The organism is Fluviicola sp. (assembly GCF_029266855.1).
Taxonomy (GTDB): Bacteria; Bacteroidota; Bacteroidia; order Flavobacteriales_D; family Crocinitomicaceae; genus Fluviicola.
The window spans coordinates 944725-967824 of record NZ_JAQSWB010000001.1 but is presented as its reverse complement, the minus strand read 5'-3'; the positions used below and the strand labels follow the sequence as shown (position 1 = coordinate 967824).

General features: G+C 41.8%; 18 protein-coding genes. 10 read left to right on the top strand and 8 right to left on the bottom strand.

Annotation, left to right across the window (positions count from 1 at the left end):
* The first annotated feature begins 234 nt into the window (after positions 1 to 234).
* The 3 genes from K0S23_RS04460 to K0S23_RS04450 all read left to right on the top strand — a co-directional run bounded on the left by K0S23_RS04460 (position 235) and on the right by K0S23_RS04450 (position 3361).
* Positions 235 to 1440, top strand: a complete 1206-nt coding sequence (locus K0S23_RS04460) for a WG repeat-containing protein (protein ID WP_300354847.1) — start codon at positions 235 to 237, stop codon at positions 1438 to 1440.
* Between the two features lie 353 nt (positions 1441 to 1793).
* Positions 1794 to 2435, top strand: coding sequence for a DNA alkylation repair protein (locus K0S23_RS04455; protein WP_300354845.1), 642 nt, complete (start codon positions 1794 to 1796; stop codon positions 2433 to 2435).
* A gap of 212 nt (positions 2436 to 2647) precedes the next feature.
* A complete protein-coding gene (locus K0S23_RS04450; protein ID WP_300354842.1) occupies positions 2648 to 3361 on the top strand; it encodes a hypothetical protein in 714 nt (237 codons plus the stop codon).
* Between the two features lie 149 nt (positions 3362 to 3510).
* Here the strand turns inward: K0S23_RS04450 and K0S23_RS04445 are convergent, their stop codons facing one another.
* Positions 3511 to 6465, bottom strand: a complete 2955-nt coding sequence (locus K0S23_RS04445; RefSeq protein WP_300354839.1) for a T9SS type A sorting domain-containing protein — start codon at positions 6463 to 6465, stop codon at positions 3511 to 3513.
* 10 nt (positions 6466 to 6475) lie between these two features.
* Entirely contained in the window at positions 6476 to 7501 is a 1026-nt protein-coding gene (locus tag K0S23_RS04440) for a hypothetical protein (protein ID WP_300354836.1), read from the bottom strand.
* A gap of 554 nt (positions 7502 to 8055) precedes the next feature.
* Between K0S23_RS04440 and K0S23_RS04435 the strand changes: the two genes are divergently transcribed.
* Positions 8056 to 12666 carry a PKD domain-containing protein gene (locus K0S23_RS04435; RefSeq protein ID WP_300354833.1) on the top strand — a complete coding sequence of 1537 codons (4611 nt, stop codon included), beginning with the start codon at positions 8056 to 8058 and terminating at the stop codon, positions 12664 to 12666.
* 95 nt (positions 12667 to 12761) lie between these two features.
* Here K0S23_RS04435 and K0S23_RS04430 read toward each other — a convergent pair whose 3' ends face one another.
* Positions 12762 to 13763: an NADP-dependent oxidoreductase gene (locus K0S23_RS04430; RefSeq protein WP_300354830.1), complete on the bottom strand. Its 1002-nt coding sequence runs from the start codon at positions 13761 to 13763 to the stop codon at positions 12762 to 12764.
* A gap of 126 nt (positions 13764 to 13889) precedes the next feature.
* On the opposite strand from K0S23_RS04430, the gene K0S23_RS04425 reads away from it, so the two are divergent.
* On the top strand, positions 13890 to 14312 hold the full coding sequence (locus K0S23_RS04425; protein WP_300354827.1) for a helix-turn-helix domain-containing protein: 423 nt from the start codon (positions 13890 to 13892) through the stop codon (positions 14310 to 14312).
* A 5-nt stretch (positions 14313 to 14317) separates the two neighbouring features.
* On the opposite strand, the gene K0S23_RS04420 is transcribed toward K0S23_RS04425, so the two are convergent.
* The 5 genes from K0S23_RS04420 to K0S23_RS04400 all read right to left on the bottom strand — a co-directional run bounded on the left by K0S23_RS04420 (position 14318) and on the right by K0S23_RS04400 (position 18164).
* Positions 14318 to 16057 carry a multicopper oxidase domain-containing protein gene (locus K0S23_RS04420; RefSeq protein ID WP_300354824.1) on the bottom strand — a complete coding sequence of 580 codons (1740 nt, stop codon included), beginning with the start codon at positions 16055 to 16057 and terminating at the stop codon, positions 14318 to 14320.
* Positions 16039 to 16737 carry a T9SS type A sorting domain-containing protein gene (locus K0S23_RS04415; protein ID WP_300354821.1) on the bottom strand — a complete coding sequence of 233 codons (699 nt, stop codon included), beginning with the start codon at positions 16735 to 16737 and terminating at the stop codon, positions 16039 to 16041. The genes K0S23_RS04420 and K0S23_RS04415 overlap by 19 nt, the downstream gene beginning before the upstream one ends.
* The gene (locus K0S23_RS04410; protein ID WP_300354818.1) at positions 16724 to 17512 is read right to left on the bottom strand and encodes a T9SS type A sorting domain-containing protein; all 789 of its coding nucleotides are present in this window, start codon (positions 17510 to 17512) and stop codon (positions 16724 to 16726) included. The genes K0S23_RS04415 and K0S23_RS04410 overlap by 14 nt, the downstream gene beginning before the upstream one ends.
* 17 nt (positions 17513 to 17529) lie before the next feature.
* Positions 17530 to 17712: a heavy metal-binding domain-containing protein gene (locus K0S23_RS04405; RefSeq protein WP_300354815.1), complete on the bottom strand. Its 183-nt coding sequence runs from the start codon at positions 17710 to 17712 to the stop codon at positions 17530 to 17532.
* Between the two features lie 62 nt (positions 17713 to 17774).
* The gene (locus K0S23_RS04400) at positions 17775 to 18164 is read right to left on the bottom strand and encodes a hypothetical protein (protein WP_300354813.1); all 390 of its coding nucleotides are present in this window, start codon (positions 18162 to 18164) and stop codon (positions 17775 to 17777) included.
* A gap of 157 nt (positions 18165 to 18321) precedes the next feature.
* On the opposite strand from K0S23_RS04400, the gene K0S23_RS04395 reads away from it, so the two are divergent.
* From K0S23_RS04395 to K0S23_RS04375, 5 genes are all read left to right on the top strand, one after another.
* Positions 18322 to 18741 carry a hypothetical protein gene (locus K0S23_RS04395; protein ID WP_300354810.1) on the top strand — a complete coding sequence of 140 codons (420 nt, stop codon included), beginning with the start codon at positions 18322 to 18324 and terminating at the stop codon, positions 18739 to 18741.
* A 72-nt stretch (positions 18742 to 18813) separates the two neighbouring features.
* Positions 18814 to 19659: a DUF3347 domain-containing protein gene (locus K0S23_RS04390; RefSeq protein ID WP_300354808.1), complete on the top strand. Its 846-nt coding sequence runs from the start codon at positions 18814 to 18816 to the stop codon at positions 19657 to 19659.
* 2 nt (positions 19660 to 19661) lie between these two features.
* Complete coding sequence (locus tag K0S23_RS04385; RefSeq protein WP_300354805.1) at positions 19662 to 20222, top strand: helix-turn-helix transcriptional regulator; 561 nt, start codon at positions 19662 to 19664, stop codon at positions 20220 to 20222.
* Positions 20223 to 20300: 78 nt separating this feature from the next.
* Positions 20301 to 22730: a heavy metal translocating P-type ATPase gene (locus K0S23_RS04380; protein ID WP_300354803.1), complete on the top strand. Its 2430-nt coding sequence runs from the start codon at positions 20301 to 20303 to the stop codon at positions 22728 to 22730.
* Between the two features lie 137 nt (positions 22731 to 22867).
* Positions 22868 to 23086, top strand: coding sequence for a hypothetical protein (locus K0S23_RS04375; RefSeq protein WP_300354800.1), 219 nt, complete (start codon positions 22868 to 22870; stop codon positions 23084 to 23086).
* The last annotated feature ends 14 nt before the right edge of the window (positions 23087 to 23100 follow it).

Here is a 23100-nt window from a genome sequence, read left to right as displayed (position 1 = left end):
AAGGGAGGTGGCATAGAGAATCACTCAGCAGATCTACTTCAGATCCTTCAAAATCGGATTCATCTCCCGAATCGAAATTTTGATAATGAACGAAACATCGAAACGGCTGTATTGGAAGTCTAACGATCTTTTATGAATCTTAAAAAAATAGTCGTCTTCGTTTTTATACTTATTCACTTTTATGGGAAGCCCCAATCGGAAGACGTATTCCTTTTTTCTGCTTTTCCGGAAACAATGTATTTTCCGTTTAACGAAGATAGCTTACAACTCATTATTATCCCCCATTACGATCATTGGCTGCAGAAAGGAACACATTATGACCGGATACATCCCCGGGGTGGATCGTGGTTTGACCATAAGACTCCACCAATAAACATCTACTTGTGGCGAAACAGGAAGGGTAAAATAGTCAAAGCATACAATACTGCAGTGGATAGTGCTCATATAGATGGAATGCAAATAGGGTTACGCAGTACGGATTATATCAATCGGACTGATTTTTCGTCACTTGGGCTTGAATTACGTGATTTCAGTGAGTTTAACCGCTGCTTTAAGTTTTACGGTGAGAACAACAAAGTGGGCTTGGTTGATATAAAAGGTAACATACTGGTTTCAGCAGGTTTTGATAATATTCAGAGACTTTGGAGTAGTTACGGAGCTAGCAACATACTGCTCGTTGAAAAAGACGGCAAGATTGGTTTGCTGGATTCGGACTTAAAAGAATTGTTTCCACCTGTTTTCACTGAATATCCGGAGTGTATTGGACATTACATCAAAGTCGTAAAAAATAAAAAATGCGGATTGATCGATGAAAAGGGAACTATGCTGATCGATCTGGTATATGATGAGGTAAAGCCCATTCATGACAGCCTGTATATTGGCCTGATTTATCAGGATAGCAGTGAGCTTGAAAAACTCAGGCTTAACACACATTGGAATTGGGGATACAAAGTAAAAGATTGCACGGTGTTCAGTAAGGATTTCAAAGTAATCACCGAATTGAAGAATTACGAGTATATCTATTATTGGGGAATCAAACGGTTTATTGTCAAAAGGAACAATCAGTTTGGTGTTTTGAATCACAAAGGCGAAACAATAATCCCGCTGGCATACGATGAGTTATCGGTTGATAATGGTTATTATCTGGCCTACAAAGATTGTAAATGTGGGTTGATTGATATGAAAGGGAAGCTTGTTTTACCTATAGAATTTGAAAGTGTGGAATTTTACGAAAAAGCAATTTATGTAACTCAGAACGAACTGATCGGGGTGTATAATGATCAATTCCGCCTCATTGCAGAACCACAATTCAAGGAAAAAAAATGGGAGATGGGCACATACATTTTAATCCGGCAGAATGGCTCCAGGGGATATGTCGTCCACCTGAAAACGAAATGTCCCTACTATGAATCTCCCGAAGGGAAAAGAATAGAGCTTTGAAAATTGTTGTAAAAAGAGGATTTCAAGTCTCCCTCCTCAAGGAGGGAAACTGAATCAGTCTCCTAATCTTGAGAATAGAAGTATTATTGATAGAAAAATAAAGAGGATCTCAAGACCTCCTCCCTGCGAGGGAGGATTGAGGAGGGTGGCAACCGCATCGCTTGTAATTGAAGAGGCAAAAGAGATCTTAAATCCTTCTCCATGGAGAAGAGCGAGCATCTTGCTCGTGCTTTTTAGAACCCTATCTCAAACTTCGAATTAGCAGATCTAACTGGTATATTGACCAATCCCAAAAAATGGTTTATATTCGAATGAAACAGCCGATTAGTTGATATGTTTAAAAAAGGACGAATATGAAACTTTCTTCAAAGGCAGAAAAGATCCTGGATCAGATCACCGCTAAAACCATGCTCGGAGAATTACGGAAAATTGCCAAGGAGATCAAAAAGGATCACGAACTGGCAATGGAACTGTGGTCAACCGGGAAATTTTTGCCCCGGCAGCTGGCCATCCTGATCATGGACAACAAGCAGCTTTCACAGGATGTAATTGATAAACTGGACAAGGACATGCAGGCTCATCCATTGAACGAGCGGAATCAACTCATAGATTGGCTGATGGCAAACCAGCTTTCGAAAGACAAAAAATTGATAGCGCTGATGGAATCCTGGGAAAACAGCCCTTCTGCACTTCAAAGACGCGTCTTTTGGTATTACCAGGCACGTTTGCGCTGGATGGGACAAACGCCGCCTCCGAATACCGAAGCATTACTTGCTGCCATTGAAAAACAAATTGAAAAAGAAGAACCCGAAGTACAATGGGCAATGAATTTCGCAGCTGGATGGATTGGAGTTTTTGATAAAAAATACCGCACACGTTGTATCGAAGTGGGAGAGAAAACGGGGCTTTATAAAGGCCAAATGGTATCAAAAGGCTGTACTCCTGATTATTTACCGGAGTTCATCGCGATTGAAAGCTCTAAAAGAAATTTATAATAAGTATTTCTCCTGCTTTTTGTGTCGGGTAATCGGGCAGGATTGCAATTTTATTAATCTGCGAAATCTGCGCCATCTGCGTGAAAAAAATCAAGGTGTCAGCACTGCATAGCTTTATATCGGTTTGAAAACAAGCTCTTAACCAACAATTAATTAACTAGTTTGAGTTGTGATTTTTTTTGTAAGTTAGCACCCATAAAAAAATCAATCAAATGAAAAGAGCTACTACTCAAAAATGGAATTCCATTATTAAAACGGCAATTGCATTATTTTCTATTCCTTTTTTACTTGTTTCCTGTGAGAAAGAGAATTCAGAAGATGTAAACCAGGACAAGATCTATACCGATTACGAATTATTCTATGATAAGAATGAGGATAAAACGGTGGTTGTTGCCCGGTTTAAATTCGGAGGGCCAACCGGAACAAACCTGGAATTAACCAATGGTGCAACCGTTACTTTCAATGGTGACGCAATGACTTACAATGGTTTTTATGTAGGTCACGTAAAGGAATATGCCGGGAAAATCTCTTCAGGCACCTTTAATTACAAAGACGTAGACGGCACCGAATTCATCAATGCAACTCCAACATTGGACAGCGTTGCTTTCCAGCCGAGTTTCGACACCATTGTGAAGTCACAGGCAAATACCTTTACCTGGCTTGGAAGTCCGCTGGCAGCAAACCAATCCGTTGGTATCTTTATCGGTTCATGGGTTTGGGGACAAGATGCCCTGTTCTATCAAAACCAGTTGGGAGCCACAAACATTATTATGGGAGTAAATGGATTGAGTTCACTTTCCTTAGGGACTTCAACTGTTTATATGGACAGAACGAATGAAACGAATGTAAGCCAGGGAACCAGTGAAGGCGGAAAGATCCGAAGCAAGTACCGTGCATTGAATAAGGTGATTCAGGTTGTACCTTAGGACAATAAACAATAGAACTTAAATAGAGAAGTGCAATTACATAAGTGATTGCACTTTTTTATTGTTACTTATCCTTCCGGGAGAAAAGAAAAAAGTCCCGGCATTAATGCCGGGACTTTTTCTAAACTTATTCTCAAACTAACGGAATTCTACTGTTTAATAAAGCTTGCAGATTTACTGTCAGTTGCATTGAAACAGCGAATAAAATAGACTCCGTTTTCAAGATCCGCAACATTTACTTCAAATTGCTCCATTCGGGTTTCAGCAGAGTGAAATACTTGTTGTCCCATGGAATTATAGATAACTACTGCATAAGATGTTTCGCTGTCGATATCAATTTTAAATACACCTCCGTTTGGATTCGGGTACAATTTGATGTCCTGTTCGTCAGGATTAGACATAAAGCTTAAGTCCGGGGAATCACTTTCTTCGGAAGCAGGTGCGACCATCTTGAATGAATTCAAAAGATCCGGGTTACAGCCATGAATAAATGCCAGGTAATAGTTGTTGACATTATTATCCGGTGTTAAGAGTGTATACGACTTTCCTGGGGTGATTACAATAGACTCTGAGCCTCGGATGATCCGCTTCTGATTGTTCAAGATTGTTGAATTTATAGTTATTGTGGTCCCTTCCCAATAGTTGTTTGGTGTACCTGCATTGCAATTTGTACAAAATGACACACTCAAGGGGCTTGCAGGACAATACAAATTTGACTTCCAGATACCCCTGCCGAAAGTACCTGCTCTGAGTGTGTTTTCAGCATAATTTATTTCCATTTGAGCTGAACGGATTTTTGGATAGTTGACTCCGTAATACTCCCATTGGGTGGAACTTGCCGATCTGTAATAGACTCCTCTATGCGTGTTAATATAGATTGCATCGTTTGATTGGCGGTCCATAATCATGGAGTGGCCGATGTCCTCATTTGGAATTCCAGTTGAATAATTTGACCAGGAAGTACCGTTATACTTCAGGACTTTCATATCTGGATGATCAGGGATGTAAACCCCGACATACACCACATTCGGATCCCAAGGACTGGTTTCGATGGAGTGAAAAGTCATCTTTTCCTGCTCTGCAACTGTTATTCCTAAGCCAGCCCACGCAGATGCGGGAGTAATGGTGACCCATTGCGGGTATTGAACATTGTTCACGGTGTAAGTAGCCATATTGTGATTCAACCAGCAATCATCGATGTCTGGTCCAATGTACTTAATTACCGACGGTCTGCTGTTTACTCCGCCGTCAAAAGTGAAATGCAAACTGTTTTTTGTAAGCGGTGAAAACGACATCGCACTTGGATTTCCCCAACCCTGAATTCCAAAAGCACCTGTTATTTGCTCAATTCCCGAAGGCCATATTTTTAAAACGAAATAGCTAGCAGTATCATTAACGGGATTTTTAATATACTGGTGAATCCCGGAACGGTGTTTTGCTCTGAAAATACGATTCGGACGGTAGGGATCCTGGAAAAATGGCCGTCCGATGAATCCTATTTCTCCATCAGTCATGGTTTCCGACTTCTCAAATGAATTGGATCCTGCTACCGGAAGATAATATTTTTTCAAGGCACTCCAATTAACTCCTTGATTAGTGGTTGTTCTATATCCCACATGATGCGGAGGACTAGAATAAGAAGATTGATCCGCTATGATGTAATTTTCATCGAATTTATCAATCAATGGACCATCAGATTCCCATACCGGGAAAGTTTGGAGAGGGACATAACTGCTGCTTGAAGATGAGAATAAATCCAAATTAACAATATCCTGCTGTTCAATTGCGTAAAGATCCGGGTTGGAATCGGTTCCGGAAAAACCATTCACCAATGCCACGTTCAGTTTGTTATTGATTCCTGTAAAATAAACATTATCAATATTAGTGAAAGGTGTCTGGTTATCTGCCCTGGCAACACCTCCATCACACGCAACGTAAATTTTTGAGTTCACGATTTTAATATAATGGATATCCATATGAACATAACCATTTGTTGTTTGGGTATTTAGCGTACGGACATTATAGTTTGAATAGTTTGTACTCAGGTAATGATAACCTAAATACATTCCACCAAACCAAAGACCATTATTTGTCTGATCATAAGCAAAAGCCATACGGGCATAAGACCCTGAAGAACCTCCACTTGCTGAACCGATAAAAGTGGTGGCACCATAGCCAACTGCTCCGGTTGCGTTGGTAACAGTAATTTTATGCAGGTATGCTTTTTCTCTTTCTGTAACTTCATTTAGATTATTTAAATAAGTATCGATCATCAACGCATAAGCATAAACATAGGTTTCATTTGCAGTAGTTTTAATACAAAGTCTTGCCAAACCTTTTTGAACATAGGTAGCCGGAACGGAATAATTATTCCCGATCTCCGTAAAGGTGAGTCCATTGTCTGTAGACCGTTTAACGGACATTGCTCCTTCAGGCTGATAAACACCTGTATTCAGAGCGCCTCCGATAAATAAATGCATACCTACGCTAGTTGGGACAAACACTATGTTTTCCACGTAATTCGTTGTGATCTGTGCCCATGAAGTTCCCATGTTGGTGCTTCGAAACAAACCCATGGAAGTACAGGCAAAAACCAGGTTTGGAATGGAAGGGTGAACAGTAACAGTGGGAATGGAAAATTTAAGATTATTGGGATTGGGTAAGGCACCGCAAGCCGTAAATTGATCCGTTACAAAATTGTATTTATAGATCCCGGTAGAATACCCGTGGTGTCTTCCGTCTCCGGGAAGACTGACTTCCCCCAAACGACCAAGTACAAAGGCATTGGATACTAAAATTTCAGATGAACTGATAAAGGTAATGGTTGAAATTCCATTTGATCCGATCGCATTCGATGCCTCAATAGTCGTCCAGTTTGCACCGTCGTCAAAACTTTCCCAAAGACCTGCAAAGGGGCCACCTGCAAACAAGTGATTCGAATTAAGAGGATCTACCTCAATAATTCCCACTTGTGATGTTTCGAATAAGTTACCGTTTTGTTGATTGGTCGATACAGGACCGACATGCTGCCAATTACTCTGTGAGAAAGAAGAAAAACTTAGGATCAGCAGAGTACTTAATATAAAATAGGATATACCTCTCATAGCCGTAGTTTTAGTTGTTTTTTAATTTTTCAACTTCTGTTTTAAGTTCTGAGATTACTTTTTGTTGGTCAATAACGTAAAGTGTCAACTCTTCGATTTTCTCTAACAACAGGTTAGTCATTTCAGCAACCTCAAATCCTTCCGCAGATACTTCTTTCGCCGAAGGAATGTTTGGTAAATGCTTGTTCGTTTTCAGGTAAACATCCAATTCAGGTAAGCTCATTCGTTTATAATTAGGTTCAAACACGTAGTCAGCCCAGTTAATGGAGTTTCTAACTGCAATTTTAACCTGGTCCGTTAGAATTCCTCCCTGTACATATAAGCGGTATACTCCAGGTAAAGCAGTATTGTCATCACCGATCAGGCATTTACCGTTCACATGAAAATTGGTTTGCGGGTTATTTGTATTGATCCCCACATTTCCATTGTTGTGCAAAAACAAGTAATAGTTACCAGATCCACCCGGATTTCCGGTAGGTTTCCAGAAATTTAACCCCTCTCTTCCCGGCGTATAGGCATTGTACTCGAGGCCCCAAACGTTGGTTGTTTCAGTCGCATCACCGAATATAATGTTCCCCGAACCTGATTGCCCGGAAAGCTTCAATTGTTTTCCGTGCAGATGTAAACCATGCGTCGGATTGTCAGTACCCAAACCAAGATTTCCACTGGATTTAAATACGATTCGCGGAGCTGAAGTAGTTGTACCGTTTATAAAGACCATATCCGAGGTTGCCTGGGGATTGGCAGCATGAAATATAGTTGATCCTCCACCAAAACTCAAACCCGAAACAGGTGTGCTCGTAAAGGCTATTTTAAAATTGTTCATATGACCGATACTTGTCCGCTCCAATAAAAAGGGTAGCCCGGTTGAAGTTTGTACATGCAGTAAAGCCCCTGGAGCTGTTGTGGTTCCGAGACCCACATTTCCGGTGCGGTAGATGTTTCCTGTGGTTGTGCCGGTAGCACCCGCCCATTCCTGAGCATTAACAAAGTTTACAGTGCTAATTAAGCTAATTAGGATAAGTGTTTTTTTCATGAGATTTGATTTGTTTGTTGTTAGATAATACACAGTGATAGAGTAACTGATCAATAGACCAAAGAGAAGCTATTTTTTATTCTTCGTGATACCGAATAATGGAATTTTTGACCAAATCTATTTCCGTGTAATCATTTCCGGTTTGGCGTACGAAGAACCCGGAATCATGAGGTTTGATTTATTTTTAGATATTCGTAATAATACCATAGAAAACAGGATGGTTAATGTCTGTTTACTTTGAGATTATATAAATGCTTTCAGTTTGATAGCTATTGGGATTCTTTCTGATATCATCTGAATCAACGAAAGGTACCTCACAGGCTCCAGGAAAGGCCTCTGTGTATATCTATATAGATTCATAGAAACAAATTAAAAAAAATAATCTTATACTTGTCTTGATTGATCACTAGAAATAAAACCCTATCACAAATGAATGAGAAACTTTACCAAATACCATGAGAAATCTTCAGTTGCAGCTTTTCGGTTCGCCACCCTGAATCTGAAGTAAATGATTTCCCTTACTTATAATCTAAACTTAAAACAAAACACACGCTATGAAAAAACGATTACCTAAAAGGGTGTTTATATCCCTATTGATAAGCCTGAATCTGCTCTTCGCCTATGGACAGCAGGTTCAAAAGTCATCGAATGCCCATTGTTATTTTGATGAGTTGATGCATGAACAGATCAGAAAAAATCCTGCGGTCCAGGATCGAATAAATGAACACGATCTGTGGATCAATGACTTTATTCGGGAAAAGAAAAAGAATTCTGCCCAGGGAACTGAAAAATCACTGAGCGCCAACCTGATTATTCCGGTGGTTGTATATGTGGTTCATCAGAATGGCCCGGAGAATATTACGGATCTCCAGGTGACGAGCCAGATAGATGCTCTGAATGACTACTATGACAATTACGGAATTCAATTTTGTTTGGCTACTAAAAACGGGCCGCAGAATTTGATATCGATGAGTATTCCTTTGGGAATCACCAGCACGACTCCGGGGATCTTTCATTATGCGAATTCCTCATTGACAAATCACAATGTCGCGCAGCAAACCGCATTAATGTCTATTGGAAGTACACTGCCGGCAGATAACTATTTAAAGATCTGGGTGGTGAAAGGAATTACATCCAATACCTTACCTCCGGGACAAAAAATATTAGGATACGCTATGTTCCCGGATCTTGCTACCAGTGCCACAGATGGTATCGTGATGTCTTACGATGCTTTCGGAGATGTAGCCAGCTGTTCTTGCAGTACACTGGAACCATACAGTCAGTTGGGGCGGATATTGGTACATGAAACAGGACATTACCTCGGACTTTACCACACTTTTCATGGCGGTTGCCAGGGTATGACAGCTTCCGATTGTTCAACAGCAGGGGATAAGGTGTGTGATACACCACCTGTAAATAGTCCGAATGCCGGCTGTCCGGTTGCTACATGGAATACCTGCAACGAATCACCGAATTTACCTGATGACATTCATAACTACATGGACTATGTTTCCGAAGGTTGCATGACCGGTTTTACAAATGGTCAGAATGACCGGATGCTGGCGCAGATTAATTTGTTTCGTGCCAACCTGGTCAGTTCAGATAACCTGGTTTATACAGGAGTTAGCTGCAATGGTGGTCTTCTGGCAGATTTTACAGTTAGTAATTATAATCCATGCGTAAACACAGCCATTAATTTTACAGCTATTGCAAGTCCGGGAGTAACTTATACCTGGGATTTCGGTGATGGTACAACTGGCACCGGATTAACTGTTTCTCATACCTATACCGGTGTTTATCAACCGGCAAGCGTAGTCTTGACCATTAATAATGGAACGAATTCAGTATCATCTACTCAATCAGTATTTATAAATTCCTGCTCACCGGTAAATCTGGACCAGGGAAATTGGTATTTTGGACAAAGAGGAGGATTGGACTTTAGTTCGGGAGCACCAGTATATGACAATGCCGCTTTTGTTCATGGGAATTACATTGATGAGGCTTGCGCCGTACAAAGCAATGCGCAGGGTGACTTGCTGTTTTATACGAACGGAATTAAAGTATGGGATGCGAATCACGCCGAAATCAACGCTAGTGCGCCACTTAAATCGGATCTTTCTGCGCATAAGGGGGCACTGATTTTACCCAATTTGGCGAATCCAAACCAATATTACCTGTTCACAAAAGATGCAGGTGCCTATGCCGGAGCGACAACCGAACCCGGTACGGATGGGTTCAGATTCAGTATTGTGCAAATAAATGCAGGATTAGCTACAATGACTTCCAATTGGAACGTTCCAATTACAGGACCTGCTGGTCTTGGTTATCAGATCGGTCTCGATGGGGCATTAATGGGAGGCGAAGGAATTACTGCCGTAAAATCATGCAATGGTTACTGGATTTTGACAACCGGTAAAAAAGGCAGTCAGTATTATATCATGATATATAGTTTGACATCTACCGGTTTAACTTTTCATTCCGAAACTTTATCGCCTTTCAATCCTTCCCAACAATCGCTTGAAGCGTCCAGGGACGGAAAGAGAATAGCTATCGGATCAGGGTCAGGTAATACCGCTTTGGGATTGGCAGTATTTGATTTCGATCCATTTACAGGAACGCTCTCTAATCAGATTCTTCTGAATAATATCAGAAGCTATGGTCTTTCATTTAGTCCGGATTCCAAGTTGTTGTATTGCAGTGCCTGGAACACCGGTAATCTGTATCAATATGACCTTACCGATCCTTCACCAGCAACATCCGGATTGGTGTTTTCCAATTCGGGATCTAATACAGCTTGTGCTATGCAGCTTGGTCCGGATGATAAAATCTATCTTTCCAGCGGAACAAATTTTGTTCAGGTAATTCATGCACCCAATGTAAGAAATACAATCGCTACACCGAATGCTTGTTTGCATACGGCAACCGGCCCGCAAATGCAAACGAATCTGACCCATAGTATGCCCAACTTGATTGATGCAACAGGGAGCTTCGTGTTTTTGGATTCGCTATTCTTTGAACAAATAGCTTGTTTGGAATACCAGTTCGACAATCAGCTTTGCTCCAATACCTGGAGTTGGAACTTTGGGGATCCGGCATCCGGAACATCCAATACATCGACCCTGCAAAATCCGATTCATGTTTTTTCTGCTCCGGGAACGTATACCATTACAGTAAGCGGAGGAGGAACAACTCTTTCAACAACTGTTCAGATCGGTACATCTTCCAATATCGCAGGATCTCAAACCATTTGTTTCGCAAATAGTGCTACCGGGAATTATGTAACAAACCTGCAGCCAGGCCAAACAGCCCAATGGTCGATAAGCGGAGGCGGAATTGCGGGTCTTGACAATCAATCAGACGTTACGGTTATCTGGACGACTTTACCAGGAACCGTCTCGTTGACAGTTACGGATAACATGACCGGTTGTACGTCAAGCTCCTCTATGACGATTACCGAGTTTTGCGATACCTGCGACTGTACACTTAATCCGGATTTCGATTTTATTATCGACAATACAACCTGTGAGGTCACTTTCACCGGAGAACATGGTGGTGGTTCTTGTTTGCAAGACATTACATATAGCTGGACTTTGGATGGAGTACCTGCTACAGGAAGTAATATTACACATAGCTTCCCAACTGCGGGATCTCACCAGGTTTGCCTAACTGTAACAGCTACGCTAGCAGGACAAATATGTTCGCAGCAGATCTGTAAAACGGTAGTCACAAACTGCACACCTCCATGTGATTGTGATTTGAAACCTGTGTTTACTTATTCGGTTGACGGGACTTGTACTTATAGCTTTGAAGGATTTACAGGTGGTCCGGCTTGTTTGGAATTCGTAGAATATGAATGGAATTTCGACGACGGAACGATAGTTAGCGGACAAGCACCCACTCATGTGTTCCAGGCACCCGGTCTTTACAATGTTTGTCTGAAGGTTACTGTATATGATAACAAAGGTAATGTTTTGTGTACAGACATTATTTGTGAACGAATAGATGTAAGCTGTACGGTTAGCTCTTGTCCATGTGAATTGAAACCAGCGTTCAGCTTCTCGCTGGATGAAACAACTTGTACTTACACATTCGAAGGATTTTCCGGTGATCAGGAATGTTATGAATTAGTAGAATACCATTGGAATTTTGGTGATGGAACAACAGGAAACGGTCAAACCACTGATCACCAATTTTCAGCAGCCGGTACTTATACTGTTTGTCTGGAGGTTATTGTGCGCAACAGTAAAGGGGTGATTCTTTGTTCAAAAACCTATTGCAAAAAAGTAACAGTAGTCTGTGTAGGTTGTGAATGCAAATTGAAACCGGAGTTCGGATACTCCTTAGACGAAGCAACGTGTATGTATACATTCGAAGGTATTTCAGGTGGACCGGAATGTTTGGAATTCGTAGAATATCACTGGGATTTCGGTGATGGTACTACATCTATGGGGCAAGCAGCCGGTCATATTTACGGTGCATCTGATAGTTACAACGTGTGTCTTACAGTAATTGTACGAAACGATAAAGGTGATATTCTTTGTGAGGAAAAAATCTGCGAAACAATCGAGGTGACGTGTAAATCCGAATGCGAATGCAAATTGGAACCGCTTTATTCGATGACACAAACCGGAAGTTGTGAATTTCTCTTCACCTACGCCTCGGATCCAACGTGTGTCAATATCACTGAGATCAAATGGTTGGTAGATAATGTTGAGATGGGATCCGGACAGAACTTCGTTTTCCAGTTTCAGGTCAATCATAGCTATTCGATTTGTATGGTAGTTTCCGGAGTAGCAAGCAATGGCGAAAAATGCGAGAATAAATATTGCCAGGATTTCTTCTATACGGATTGTTACATGTTTGGTAACAAATCAAACAATTTAGATCAAGGTTCTGTCACTTCGGGACAAGAGATGCAATTGTATCCGAACCCGACAAGCGATCAATTCCAATTGAAGTTTATTAACTCCTTTGACGACAAGGTTGAGGTAGTACTCAAATCCATGGACGGGAAAGTAATAGGAAATACTACCTATACAAGCCTGAGGGGATCAAATGAATTGACTGTTCAGTTACCGGATATGATCTCAAGCGGATTCATTATGGTTGAAGTGAGGGCTGGAAACAAGGTTTACATTGAAAAACTAATGGTTTGGAAAAAGTAAAGACCAAGCAACCGATTTAAACAAAACGCCCCGACATTCATCGTCGGGGCGTTTTGTTTTTTATTAATATATCTGGCAATCAATGAGTAGTCAGTTTATTTAACTTTCACAACCACCTTCCCTTTTGCCCGGCCGCTTGCTATATACGACATCGCTTCATTGAGTTGATTGAAAGGGTAAACTTTATCAACTACCGGCTTGATGGTACCTGCTTCAATCAGTTTGGTGATTTCGGCTAATTGCTTTCCGTCAGCCCGCATAAAAAGAAAAGAATATCCAACATTCAGCTTCTTTGCCGCTTTCCGGATTCCGGAACTGATCAGTGACAGGACAAATTTCAGAAACCAGGAAGTTTTCATTTTTATTGCAAATTCGGGAGTGGGTGGACCGGAGATGGAAATGACTTTTCCGTTCGGTTTGACTACTCGCAGTGATTTTTCAAGCGTCTTTTTGTCCTGGCTGTTTAAAACAAGGTCATAATCTTTCAAAACAGCCTCGAAATCCTGTTTTTTGTAATCGACCAAAATATCCGCACCAAGTGTTCGCAACAGGTCGAAGCTTTTCTCACTGGCAGTGGTTGCAACTTTGGCTCCAAGATGTTTTGCCAGTTGAATGGCAATCGTCCCGACTCCTCCCGAACCGGCCTGGATAAAAACCTGCTGTCCTTTTTGGAGATTTGCTTCTTCCACCAAAGTCTGCCAGGCAGTTAAAGCTACCAGCGGAATGGATGCGGCTTCTTCCATGGAAAGGTTTTCCGGTTTGTGTGCAACATCTTTTTCGTCAATAGCAATGAATTCGGCAAAGGTCCCGATGCGGTAGTCGGAAGCCCTGGAATAAACTTCGTCGCCAACATTGAATTTGCTGACTTTTGAACCGACTTTACTTACGATACCAGCCACATCATGTCCGAGGATCAGTGGGAGTTTGTAAGGGAGCATCAGTTTGAACTCACCCGACATAATTTTAGAGTCGAGGAGGTTTAAACCGGCAGCGTGGATTTCAATCAATACATCGTGTTCCCTTACTTCGGGAACAGGCATGTTGCTTAATACTAAACTTGCGTTTTTACTGTATTTATTAAGGACGTATGCTTTCATAATTGGTGTTTTTTCTCCGAGGATTCGTTGCGCTTCGGATTTAATTCAATATATTCGCTTGCGTTTTGCAAGTGTAATATTACAAATAACTTTTGAAATGCAAGTGGTTTTTTAATAAATAGTGTAATGGATACAAAAAGAAGGTCGGATTGTCCGATCAGTTGTTCGCTGGATATTTGGGGAGATAAATGGTCTTTGCTGATTATTCGTGACTTAATGTTTGCGATGCAGTGTACTTATGGGGATTTCCTCAAATCGGAAGAAAAAATAGCAACGAATATTTTAGCAAACAGGTTACAAATGCTCGAGGCAAACGGGATTATTACCAAGTTAACGCACCCGGAAAGCAAAGCAAAGGTTCTCTACCAGCTCACCGAAAAAGGAATTGATCTTTTGCCCTTAATGGTTGAAATACATCTCTGGGCAGATAAATACTCCGTGATTCCGCCTGGAAGAAAGGAATTCCTCAAAGAAGTAAAAAAGGACAAGGAAGCATTTATTAAATCCGGTATTAAGGAATTAAAAAAGAAGCTGGTGAAGGAAGCGTAAGATGATCAATTCTTCGTCAGCATCAATTTCCGGGTTTCTTTTCCGTTGGTGATGGTCAAAAAATAGATTCCGCTATCTAATTCCGAGGCTGGAACAGTAATACTTTCTCCGGAGGATATACCTGAAAAACTGCGCATGAGAATTTCTTTGCCCTGTAAATCATTCAGTGTAATGCTGAATTCTTTTTTGTCCCATTTTCCCGAAATATTCCATTCCGCGGATGAAGGGTTTGGATAAGCGGCAAAAGCAAAGGTTTCATGCTCGTTAATTGCGGCAAAGGGATCGAAGACCAAAAAGGAACCCATCATTCCGTCATCTTCGTGATGCAGCAAATGGCAATGATACATATACGGCACCATTTCATCCGAGAAGGTGGTAAAGCGGGTGATGAATTTAACGCTGTCTTCAGGCATGACCAAAACAACATCTTTCCAGCCTTGCTCACTTACGGGCGGAGTAGTTCCATTCTTTTCAATGATGTTAAACTGAATGTCGTGGATGTGGAAAGGATGAGCGATCAGGGTATTGTTTTTTAATGTCCAGAGCTCTGTAGAGTTAAGCGGAACCATAATATTGACCGAATCCATGTGAAAAGTGGTATTGTTGATTCCGAATGGTCCTTCTGCACGATTTGGAATGTCGCCCGGGAGGAGAGTAATGGTGTCGAATACCAATGTTCTGTTAATCGTTACATCCATTTCGCTGAAAGGAAGATAGGGAACCAGGCTCGTTGGAATTGTAGTTACGGGATTTGCAGTTTGCGGTACAACGGTAAATTCCGCCAGGTTAAAATCGGCACCATTCAGGAAGTTTTCCATATACATGTCCATGGTATCTGCTCCGGAACCAACCGAGGGGGAACCGAAAATTCCATTAGGCATTTCGGAGCCGTAACTCATCAGATTTAGTGTCTGCCCGTTCATTCCGCTTAGATCAACAAGGATTTCGGAACGTTCGCCCGGAGCGAGTAATAAACGTGTTAATGCGTTAGGAGTTGCTGTTAAACCTCCGTCTGTGGCAATCTGGTAAAAGGTCATATTATTGGAAAACCCGAAATAAAATGAGCGCATACTGCTGCCGTTTAACAAGCGCAAACGGACTACCTGTGCAGGCAGATCAGCTGCAGCATGCAACGTTCCGTTCACAAAGACTGCTGTATCCATGTGATCAGCTATGGCAATCTGGTTAAGGACATCAAATGCTTTCGTTTGTACGATCAGCGGAATGTCGTCTACTCCATAAGCCTGGGGTAATGCCAAAGCAAGTTCGGCAGGATCGTGAATAATAAATAAACCTGCGAGTCCCTTTCCAACGTGCAATTCTGTTTTTCCTTCGCCGTGCGGATGATACCAAAAAGTTCCGGCATTGTTTAAGATCTCAAATGAAGGACTCCAGGTAGTTCCAGCGGGAATCGACTGATGAGGTCCACCGTCATTTTCGGGGGCTACATGTAAACCGTGCCAATGCATGGTCGTTGCAACGTTTAAGTTGTTAATGACATTCAGGGTCACAACATCATTCTTGTTGACAATAATGGTCGGCGAAAGAAACGAACCGTTGATACCGTAAGTCGGGGTAGGATTTCCCGGGTAAAGTTGGGTATTTCCGGATTGTATAGTGAGATTAAAGGAAGTTCCCGTCAATGCAGGCGGGATATAAAGCGCATTTTGCGCAGAATAATTTCCTGAAATGCAAAGGAACAGGAATAGCAATGCCTTTGTAAAAGTTAGTTTGTTGAGTACCATATTTTTTGACGAATAATCTTGTTGTTGCCGCTAAGCACCAGGTAATAAAATGCAGATGGGAGAGCTGGAATAGCCAGGGGTGCGCCTGGTGAAATGCCTGCCGAGAAAACTTCTTTTCCACTTAAATCGAGTAGGGACAAGTTTGCATATCCATTACCGGTTTCAGTTAGCTGAAAGTCATTTCCATTTAACGTATATGCGGGTTTTGAATCGGGTTTGTCCGATCCGGCAGTTGATCCTGCGTGTATGATCCATGTCAGTGTATCAACTTGCAAGGGCGAGCTGATCTCGTAAATGAGGTAACGGATGATACCGGTCCCGGAGTTTGTATTCGGAAAACAGTGAACCAGCATAAACCCGTCATCACCGGGAAGTACGGGTAAAGTTGTTGAGCTATCTATCAGTGACGGATAACAGGTAGTATTGTCACAAATTGTAGCAGTCCAGTCAGCCGGAAAGGAAAGTGATAGTTTTTCCCAGACGAATTGAAGGGTGTCATTACCCGGATGAACTTGTGTAATGTTCATCGTTACCGAATTGTTTACTGTTGTATTGGCAACCAGCGTATTGTTCGGCGAATGAAAATAGGTTTGCGAATAAGCGCTACCGGTGGCCGTGCTTAAAAACACAACCACCAGTAATTGCTTATAGATTTTTTTCCCGGAATCAGCGAACCACATGAATTTTCTCCGTAATCAGGGTTTCGTTCATTTGCAGGTTCAAAAGATACGTTCCGACAGGAAGACCCGTCAGATCGATCTGTTTTTCGATCAATCCTTTGTTCAGTTTTTCTTTTTCAAATGACAGCACTGTTTTTCCCGAAAGATCCGTTAACTGCATAATGAACTCTGCACCCTGCAGGGCTTCGAAGCTCAGGTTTACAAGATCCGAAGCAGGGTTGGGGTAAGCACTGAAGTTTTGGACAAGGTTTTGCTCCGGTAATCCTGCTGTAAAATTCGTCAGGATTAAATCCCGCATGGTTGTTGTATCCGAAGTGTTGAAATCCTGGGTCACAAAAAGTACATCGTGGTTGTTTCCACCCAATAATACAACAGTCGGCATCCCGAAACCACCGTAATAAGCAACCTGGGCAGCTCCACTATCCATTGCCTGGAATAAGGGCAAATTGTTATTTGTTACCCAGCTGGCAGAATAAGCGCAAGTGGTGCTGTTTTGGTAAGGAAATGCATAGGCTTTCACTAATCCGGGATGAGTGGAGTTGATATTGTTTGCCATAGTTTGCATTTTGGTTGCAACCGGCGGACAAGAACCACAGTTCGGCATATAAAAAATGAGCATCACGGCCTTGTCTGCATCCAGGTCAGAAAATAAGTCGACATTGTTTCCGTTGCAGTCAACTCCTGAAAAGTTCATAGCAGTTGTTTGGCTGTTTGCCAGGAATGTAAGCAGTGTAAATGCAGCTGCCGACAGATTTTTAAAAAGTATTGTTTTCATAATGTTTTGAGTTTATTTTATTTAATGCCTTCCAGTTCCATGTGACATACCGGACAGGATCCTGCTTTGTCGTAGACCTTTGCACCTTCACATTTCATAGGACATTGATAAGAAGTGTATTTCTCACTCGCTGAATCACAGGAAGTGAAAAAAAGGGATACTGTCAGACTAAGCGACAGGAAGAGTATATTTTTCCGCATTTTTATTCATATTGATTAATAAGTTGAGACAATTCAGGCATTGCCTGAGAAGTTTCTCAAGATTATATGATGAATACGCAGTGTTTTAAATGAAGGGGAATCCTCAGTTCGGGAGGAGGTGCATTGACAGAAGGCCGAATTGTCTTCGGAACATACAGTTCGCGATCAGCTTCTATAGAAAATGTCTGATAAGTAGTTTCAGGAAGTACGGATGCAATTAGTAAAATAGAAGAAGATGTTTTCTGATCTACACTGTTCTTTTTAAAACAAAGCTGAACATCTTCACAACATCCCCTTTTCATCGGTTTGCCTTCACAGCAAGATTTGTGTTTGCTGAAACCGATAAGAGAAACCTTCTGAACTTTGCCTCCGCAATAATGGACATTTACTGTCAGCCTAACACTTATCAAAAAGTAGAAAGCAGCAAGAAAATATACCAAAAGCGTTTTCATATGCTAAATATAAGCTCTTTGAATGAGATGAAGGAAACAACAAAATTCAAAAAGAATCTTAATTATAGGAAAGCTAAGACGTGGTTTTTTAACTTCGTGTTTAAAAAAGTTGTTTTAAGACAATGTGAGTTTTACATTTGTTAGTAATCAAATGAGCATGAAACGGATTCTTTCACTGGTAATAATGGTCTTGTATCTCCTTCCGGCAACCGGAATGACGATATCGACACACTATTGCGGCGGGAAACTGGCTGATGTTTCTTTGTTTGGTGCAAAAACAAAAATGACTTGTTCCTGTGGAACCGGAACTGTTCCTGAGGAAAACAATGTGCTCCTAAAACGGAAATGTTGTGAAGAAGTCATTTTTTCTTTAAAACTTGAAAATCAGCTAAAAGAATTTGTATCCTATCCTAAGATTCAGCATTCCGGTGTATTGGAAGAAATAAAATTCCATTTTGATTTCAATCGGAAGGTATTGAATGTTTCGCTGAAAACAGCTTTAACCTACTGTCCGGACCTTCCTCCCGGCAGGTACAAAGCACCGATCTATATTCAGAACGATTCTTTCCTGATATAGGATTTAGCCGATCAGCTTTCTACCGCCTTTATGAGGGGTAATCCCTTTAATTATTCAATAAAAAAATACATTATGAAAAAATTACAGCACCTCATGCTGGGAATGTTCTTGATAGCGACATTCTCCGCCTGTGCAGCCCAAATAAAAAACGCAAAGACTGAAAGCTATAAAGTTTCAGGGAATTGTGAAATGTGTAAAAACACCATCGAAACCGCAGCCAGTAAGAAAGGAATTTCTTCGGCTGAATGGAATAAGGACACGAAAGTATTGCGTCTTACCTACGATTCCGTGAAAAGCTCTGCATCCGAAATCCTAAAGAAAGTGGCCTATGCCGGTTACGATAACGAAGCGTTCCTGGCGCCGGATGAGGCCTATTCGAAACTTCCGGAATGTTGCCGCTATGCCCGCAACAAAAAAGAAGTACAGGTTAGCAGTGCTGTGAAAGATGCACCGAAGAGCGATGCCATTGTGAAGAAACAGGAGAAAGCGAACACACTTTCAACGGTATACGATCAGTATTTTGCCCTGAAAGATGCTTTGGTAAAAGATGATGGCAATACTGCCGCTTCGAAAGCAACATCCCTGGTTAAATCAATTAAAGTGTTGGATATGAAAGCGATGTCGGCTGAAGAACATACCGCATGGATGAAAGCAGAGAAGGATTTGCTGACACATGCCGGAGAAATTGCCGAAACAAAGGACATTGCAAAGCAGCGGGAACATTTTTCCCTGCTTTCACAAAATATGGTTGGCCTGGTTAAAGTATTCAAACCGGGCAAAACCGTTTACCTGCAACATTGTCCTATGTACAAGGACGGAGAAGGAGCTGATTGGCTGAGCAGGGAAAACGCAGTGAAAAATCCTTACTACGGAAGTTCTATGCTGACTTGTGGAAAAACAACTGAGACTATCCGCTAAGAATGAAGATCTATATTAAAAACATGGTATGCGACCGTTGTAAAATGGTAGTGAAGTCTGAGCTAGAACAGCTCGGGCTTCACCCTGTTACGGTGGAATTGGGTGAAGTAGAACTGAAAGAAGAACTAAGCGGTGAAGACAAAGAACGGGTGAATTTACGTTTCGGTGAATTGGGTTTCGAACTCATTGACGATAAGAAAAGCAGGTTGATTGAACGGGTTAAGAACCTGGTGGTAGAACTGGTGCATTATTCCGCTGATCAATTGAATATGAACGTGTCGGATTACCTGACGCAGCACATCCCCATGGAATACAAGTACCTGAGTAATCTCTTCTCAGAGATTGAAGGAACAACCATTGAAAAGTTTTACATCAGTCAGCGCATAGAACGCGTGAAAGAATTGCTCATCTACGACGAACTTTCACTCAGCGAAATTGCTGATCAGATGGGATACAGCAGTGTGGCTTACTTGAGTACGCAGTTCAAAAAAGTGGTGGGATTAACACCCAGTCGTTTCAAGAGTATCGGGGATGTCAAACGTAAACCGCTCGATTTGTTGTAAATGTCATAACTCTATCAGGAAATATCATAAAGCATATCCATCAATTTCAACGGAACTTTGCAGTATAAATTGAAAATTATGGAAACAACAGATCGTGAATTGCTTTACATACCGCTGGAAGGAGTGGAGAGCGAGCATTGTGCACTCATTGTTGATAAAGGACTGACTGAACTCGAAGGTGTCACTACACATAAGGTAGAACTGAACAACAAACGAGCGGTTATCAACGAAACCAAAGCCTTCAACATTCTGCCGAATGCCGTAAAAACAATTCGTGACCTCGGGTATGGTGTTACAACGGTGAAAAAGAATTTCCCGGTATTGAATATGACGTGTGCATCCTGTGCTGTCAGTGCCCAAAGCATCCTGGAAAGTACCAAGGGAGTTGTCGGAGTATCTGTAAACTATGCGAACAATGTGGCGGCCGTTGAATACATTCCAACGATGACGAACCCAAAGGAGCTGCAAACAGCCATGCGTTCGATCGGGTATGACCTGATGATCGACGAAACAGAATCTGCACACGATACATTGGAAGAACTGCACAGTGAAAAGTTTCGTAAGTTGAAACTGAAAACGTTTGGTGCGATCTTATTGTCGGTTCCGGTAGTTGTTATCGGGATGTTCTTCATGGACATTCCTTATGCGAATTATATTATGTGGGCGTTTTCAACCCCCGTAATTGTTTGGCTTGGTAAAGATTTCTTTATCAATGCGTGGAAGCAGGCAAAACATCGTTCAGCAAACATGGATACGCTTGTTGCACTGAGTACGGGAATTGCTTACCTCTTCAGTGTTTTCAATACTTTATTCATGGAAGTCTGGCATAGCCGCGGATTGCATGCCCATGTATACTTTGAAGCTGCATCGGTAGTGATTGCTTTTATTCTGCTGGGTAAGCTGCTTGAGGAAAAAGCCAAGGGGAACACTTCTTCGGCATTGAAAAAACTGATAGGCCTTCAGCCCAAAACAGTAACAATTCTCAATTCCAGCGGTGAAACGGAAGAAATTCCGATCGTGAATGTCAGCATCGGAGATACCATCGTTGTAAAGCCCGGTGAAAAGATTGCCGTCGACGGAAGGGTTATTTCAGGAAAATCCTTCGTGGATGAAAGCATGTTGAGCGGAGAACCCTTAGCTGTAGAAAAAACAGAAGGCTCAGAAGTATTTGCCGGTACGATTAACCAGAAAGGAAGCTTTCACTTCAAAACCGAAAAGGTAGGTGATGCAACGATGTTGGGCCAGATCATTAAAATGGTTCAGGATGCGCAGGGAAGTAAAGCGCCCGTTCAAAAACTCGTGGACAAGATCGCGGGGATCTTCGTTCCCGTTGTGCTTGGTATTTCCATATTAACCCTTATTCTTTGGGTAACACTGGGTGGTGATAATGGCTGGACACAGGGAATTCTTTCTTTGGTGACTGTTTTGGTGATCGCTTGTCCCTGTGCCCTGGGACTTGCAACTCCGACTGCCATTATGGTTGGAGTAGGTAAAGGTGCTGAAAACGGAATCCTGATAAAAGATGCCGAAAGCCTTGAGCTTGGGCGGAAAGTAAATGTTGTGGTGCTCGATAAAACGGGAACGATTACAGAAGGAAAACCGAAAGTTACGGGTATTCAATGGCTGAACGAGGATGAATCTGCTCAGGCTGTATTGTATAGTATTGAAAAACAATCGGAACATCCGCTGGCGGAATCAGTGATTAAATACTTGGTTCATAGCGAGACTCTTCCGGTACATCACTTTGAGAGTATTACCGGCTTCGGGGCGAAAGCAGAGGTTAAAGACAAAAGTTACTTTGTCGGGAATAAAGCCTTACTCGATCAAAACGGAATTGCAGTTGCCGGTGAATTATCTGAGGCAGCCAATAAGTGGCTCGCAGAAGCCAAAACCGTCATTTTCTTTGCTGATAACGCACAGGCACTTGCAGTCATTGCTATTTCCGACGAGATTAAGGAAACATCCGTAGAAGCTGTTCGCCGCTTGAAAGAATCCGGCATTGAGGTCTATATGCTCACAGGTGATAATGCGCAAACAGCGAAGGCCATTGCGGAGAAGGCGGGAATCAGTCAGTACAAAGCAGAAGTGCTCCCGGCCGATAAATCCGAGTTTGTAAAACAGTTGCAGCGGGAAGGAAAAGTTGTAGCGATGGCAGGTGATGGGATCAACGACAGCAATGCTTTGATGCAGGCCGATGTAAGTATAGCAATGGGCAAAGGCAGTGATATTGCCATGGATGCAGCCAGAATGGTTATTATCTCTTCCGACCTGGCTAAGATTCCGCTTGCATTCCGCTTGTCAAAACAAACAGTTTCGGCGATTAAGCAAAATCTCTTCTGGGCATTTATCTACAATCTAATCGGAATTCCGATTGCAGCAGGAGCACTTTACCCCGTGAATGGTTTTTTACTCAATCCCATGATCGCCGGTGCTGCGATGACTCTCAGTTCATTAAGCGTTGTAAGCAACAGCTTGTTATTGAAATTCAGAAAGCTGGATAAGTCGTGAAATCATAAATCGCTCAGGAAATACTATAGGTTTTAATCCACTTCTTCCTACTGAGGGTTCTGTCCCGTGAGAAATGATACGGGAGAGATCGATAGGGTAGCAGTATGGAGTAAAAGCAATAACCAATATAAATTATCATGAAAAAAAAACAGTTTAAAACAAGTATCAAATGCACAGGATGTATCGAAAAAGTAACACCCTTTTTAAGTGAGGGGCTCGCTCCGGAAGAATGGGATGTAGACATCTTCAACCCGGCTAAAATCCTGACTGTCAATTCAGATAAAATGACGGCAAAAGAAATAGAAGAAAAAGTAAGACAAGCCGGATTCCAGATCGAACAGATCGACGGAAAATAGGTTCAAAAGTCTCC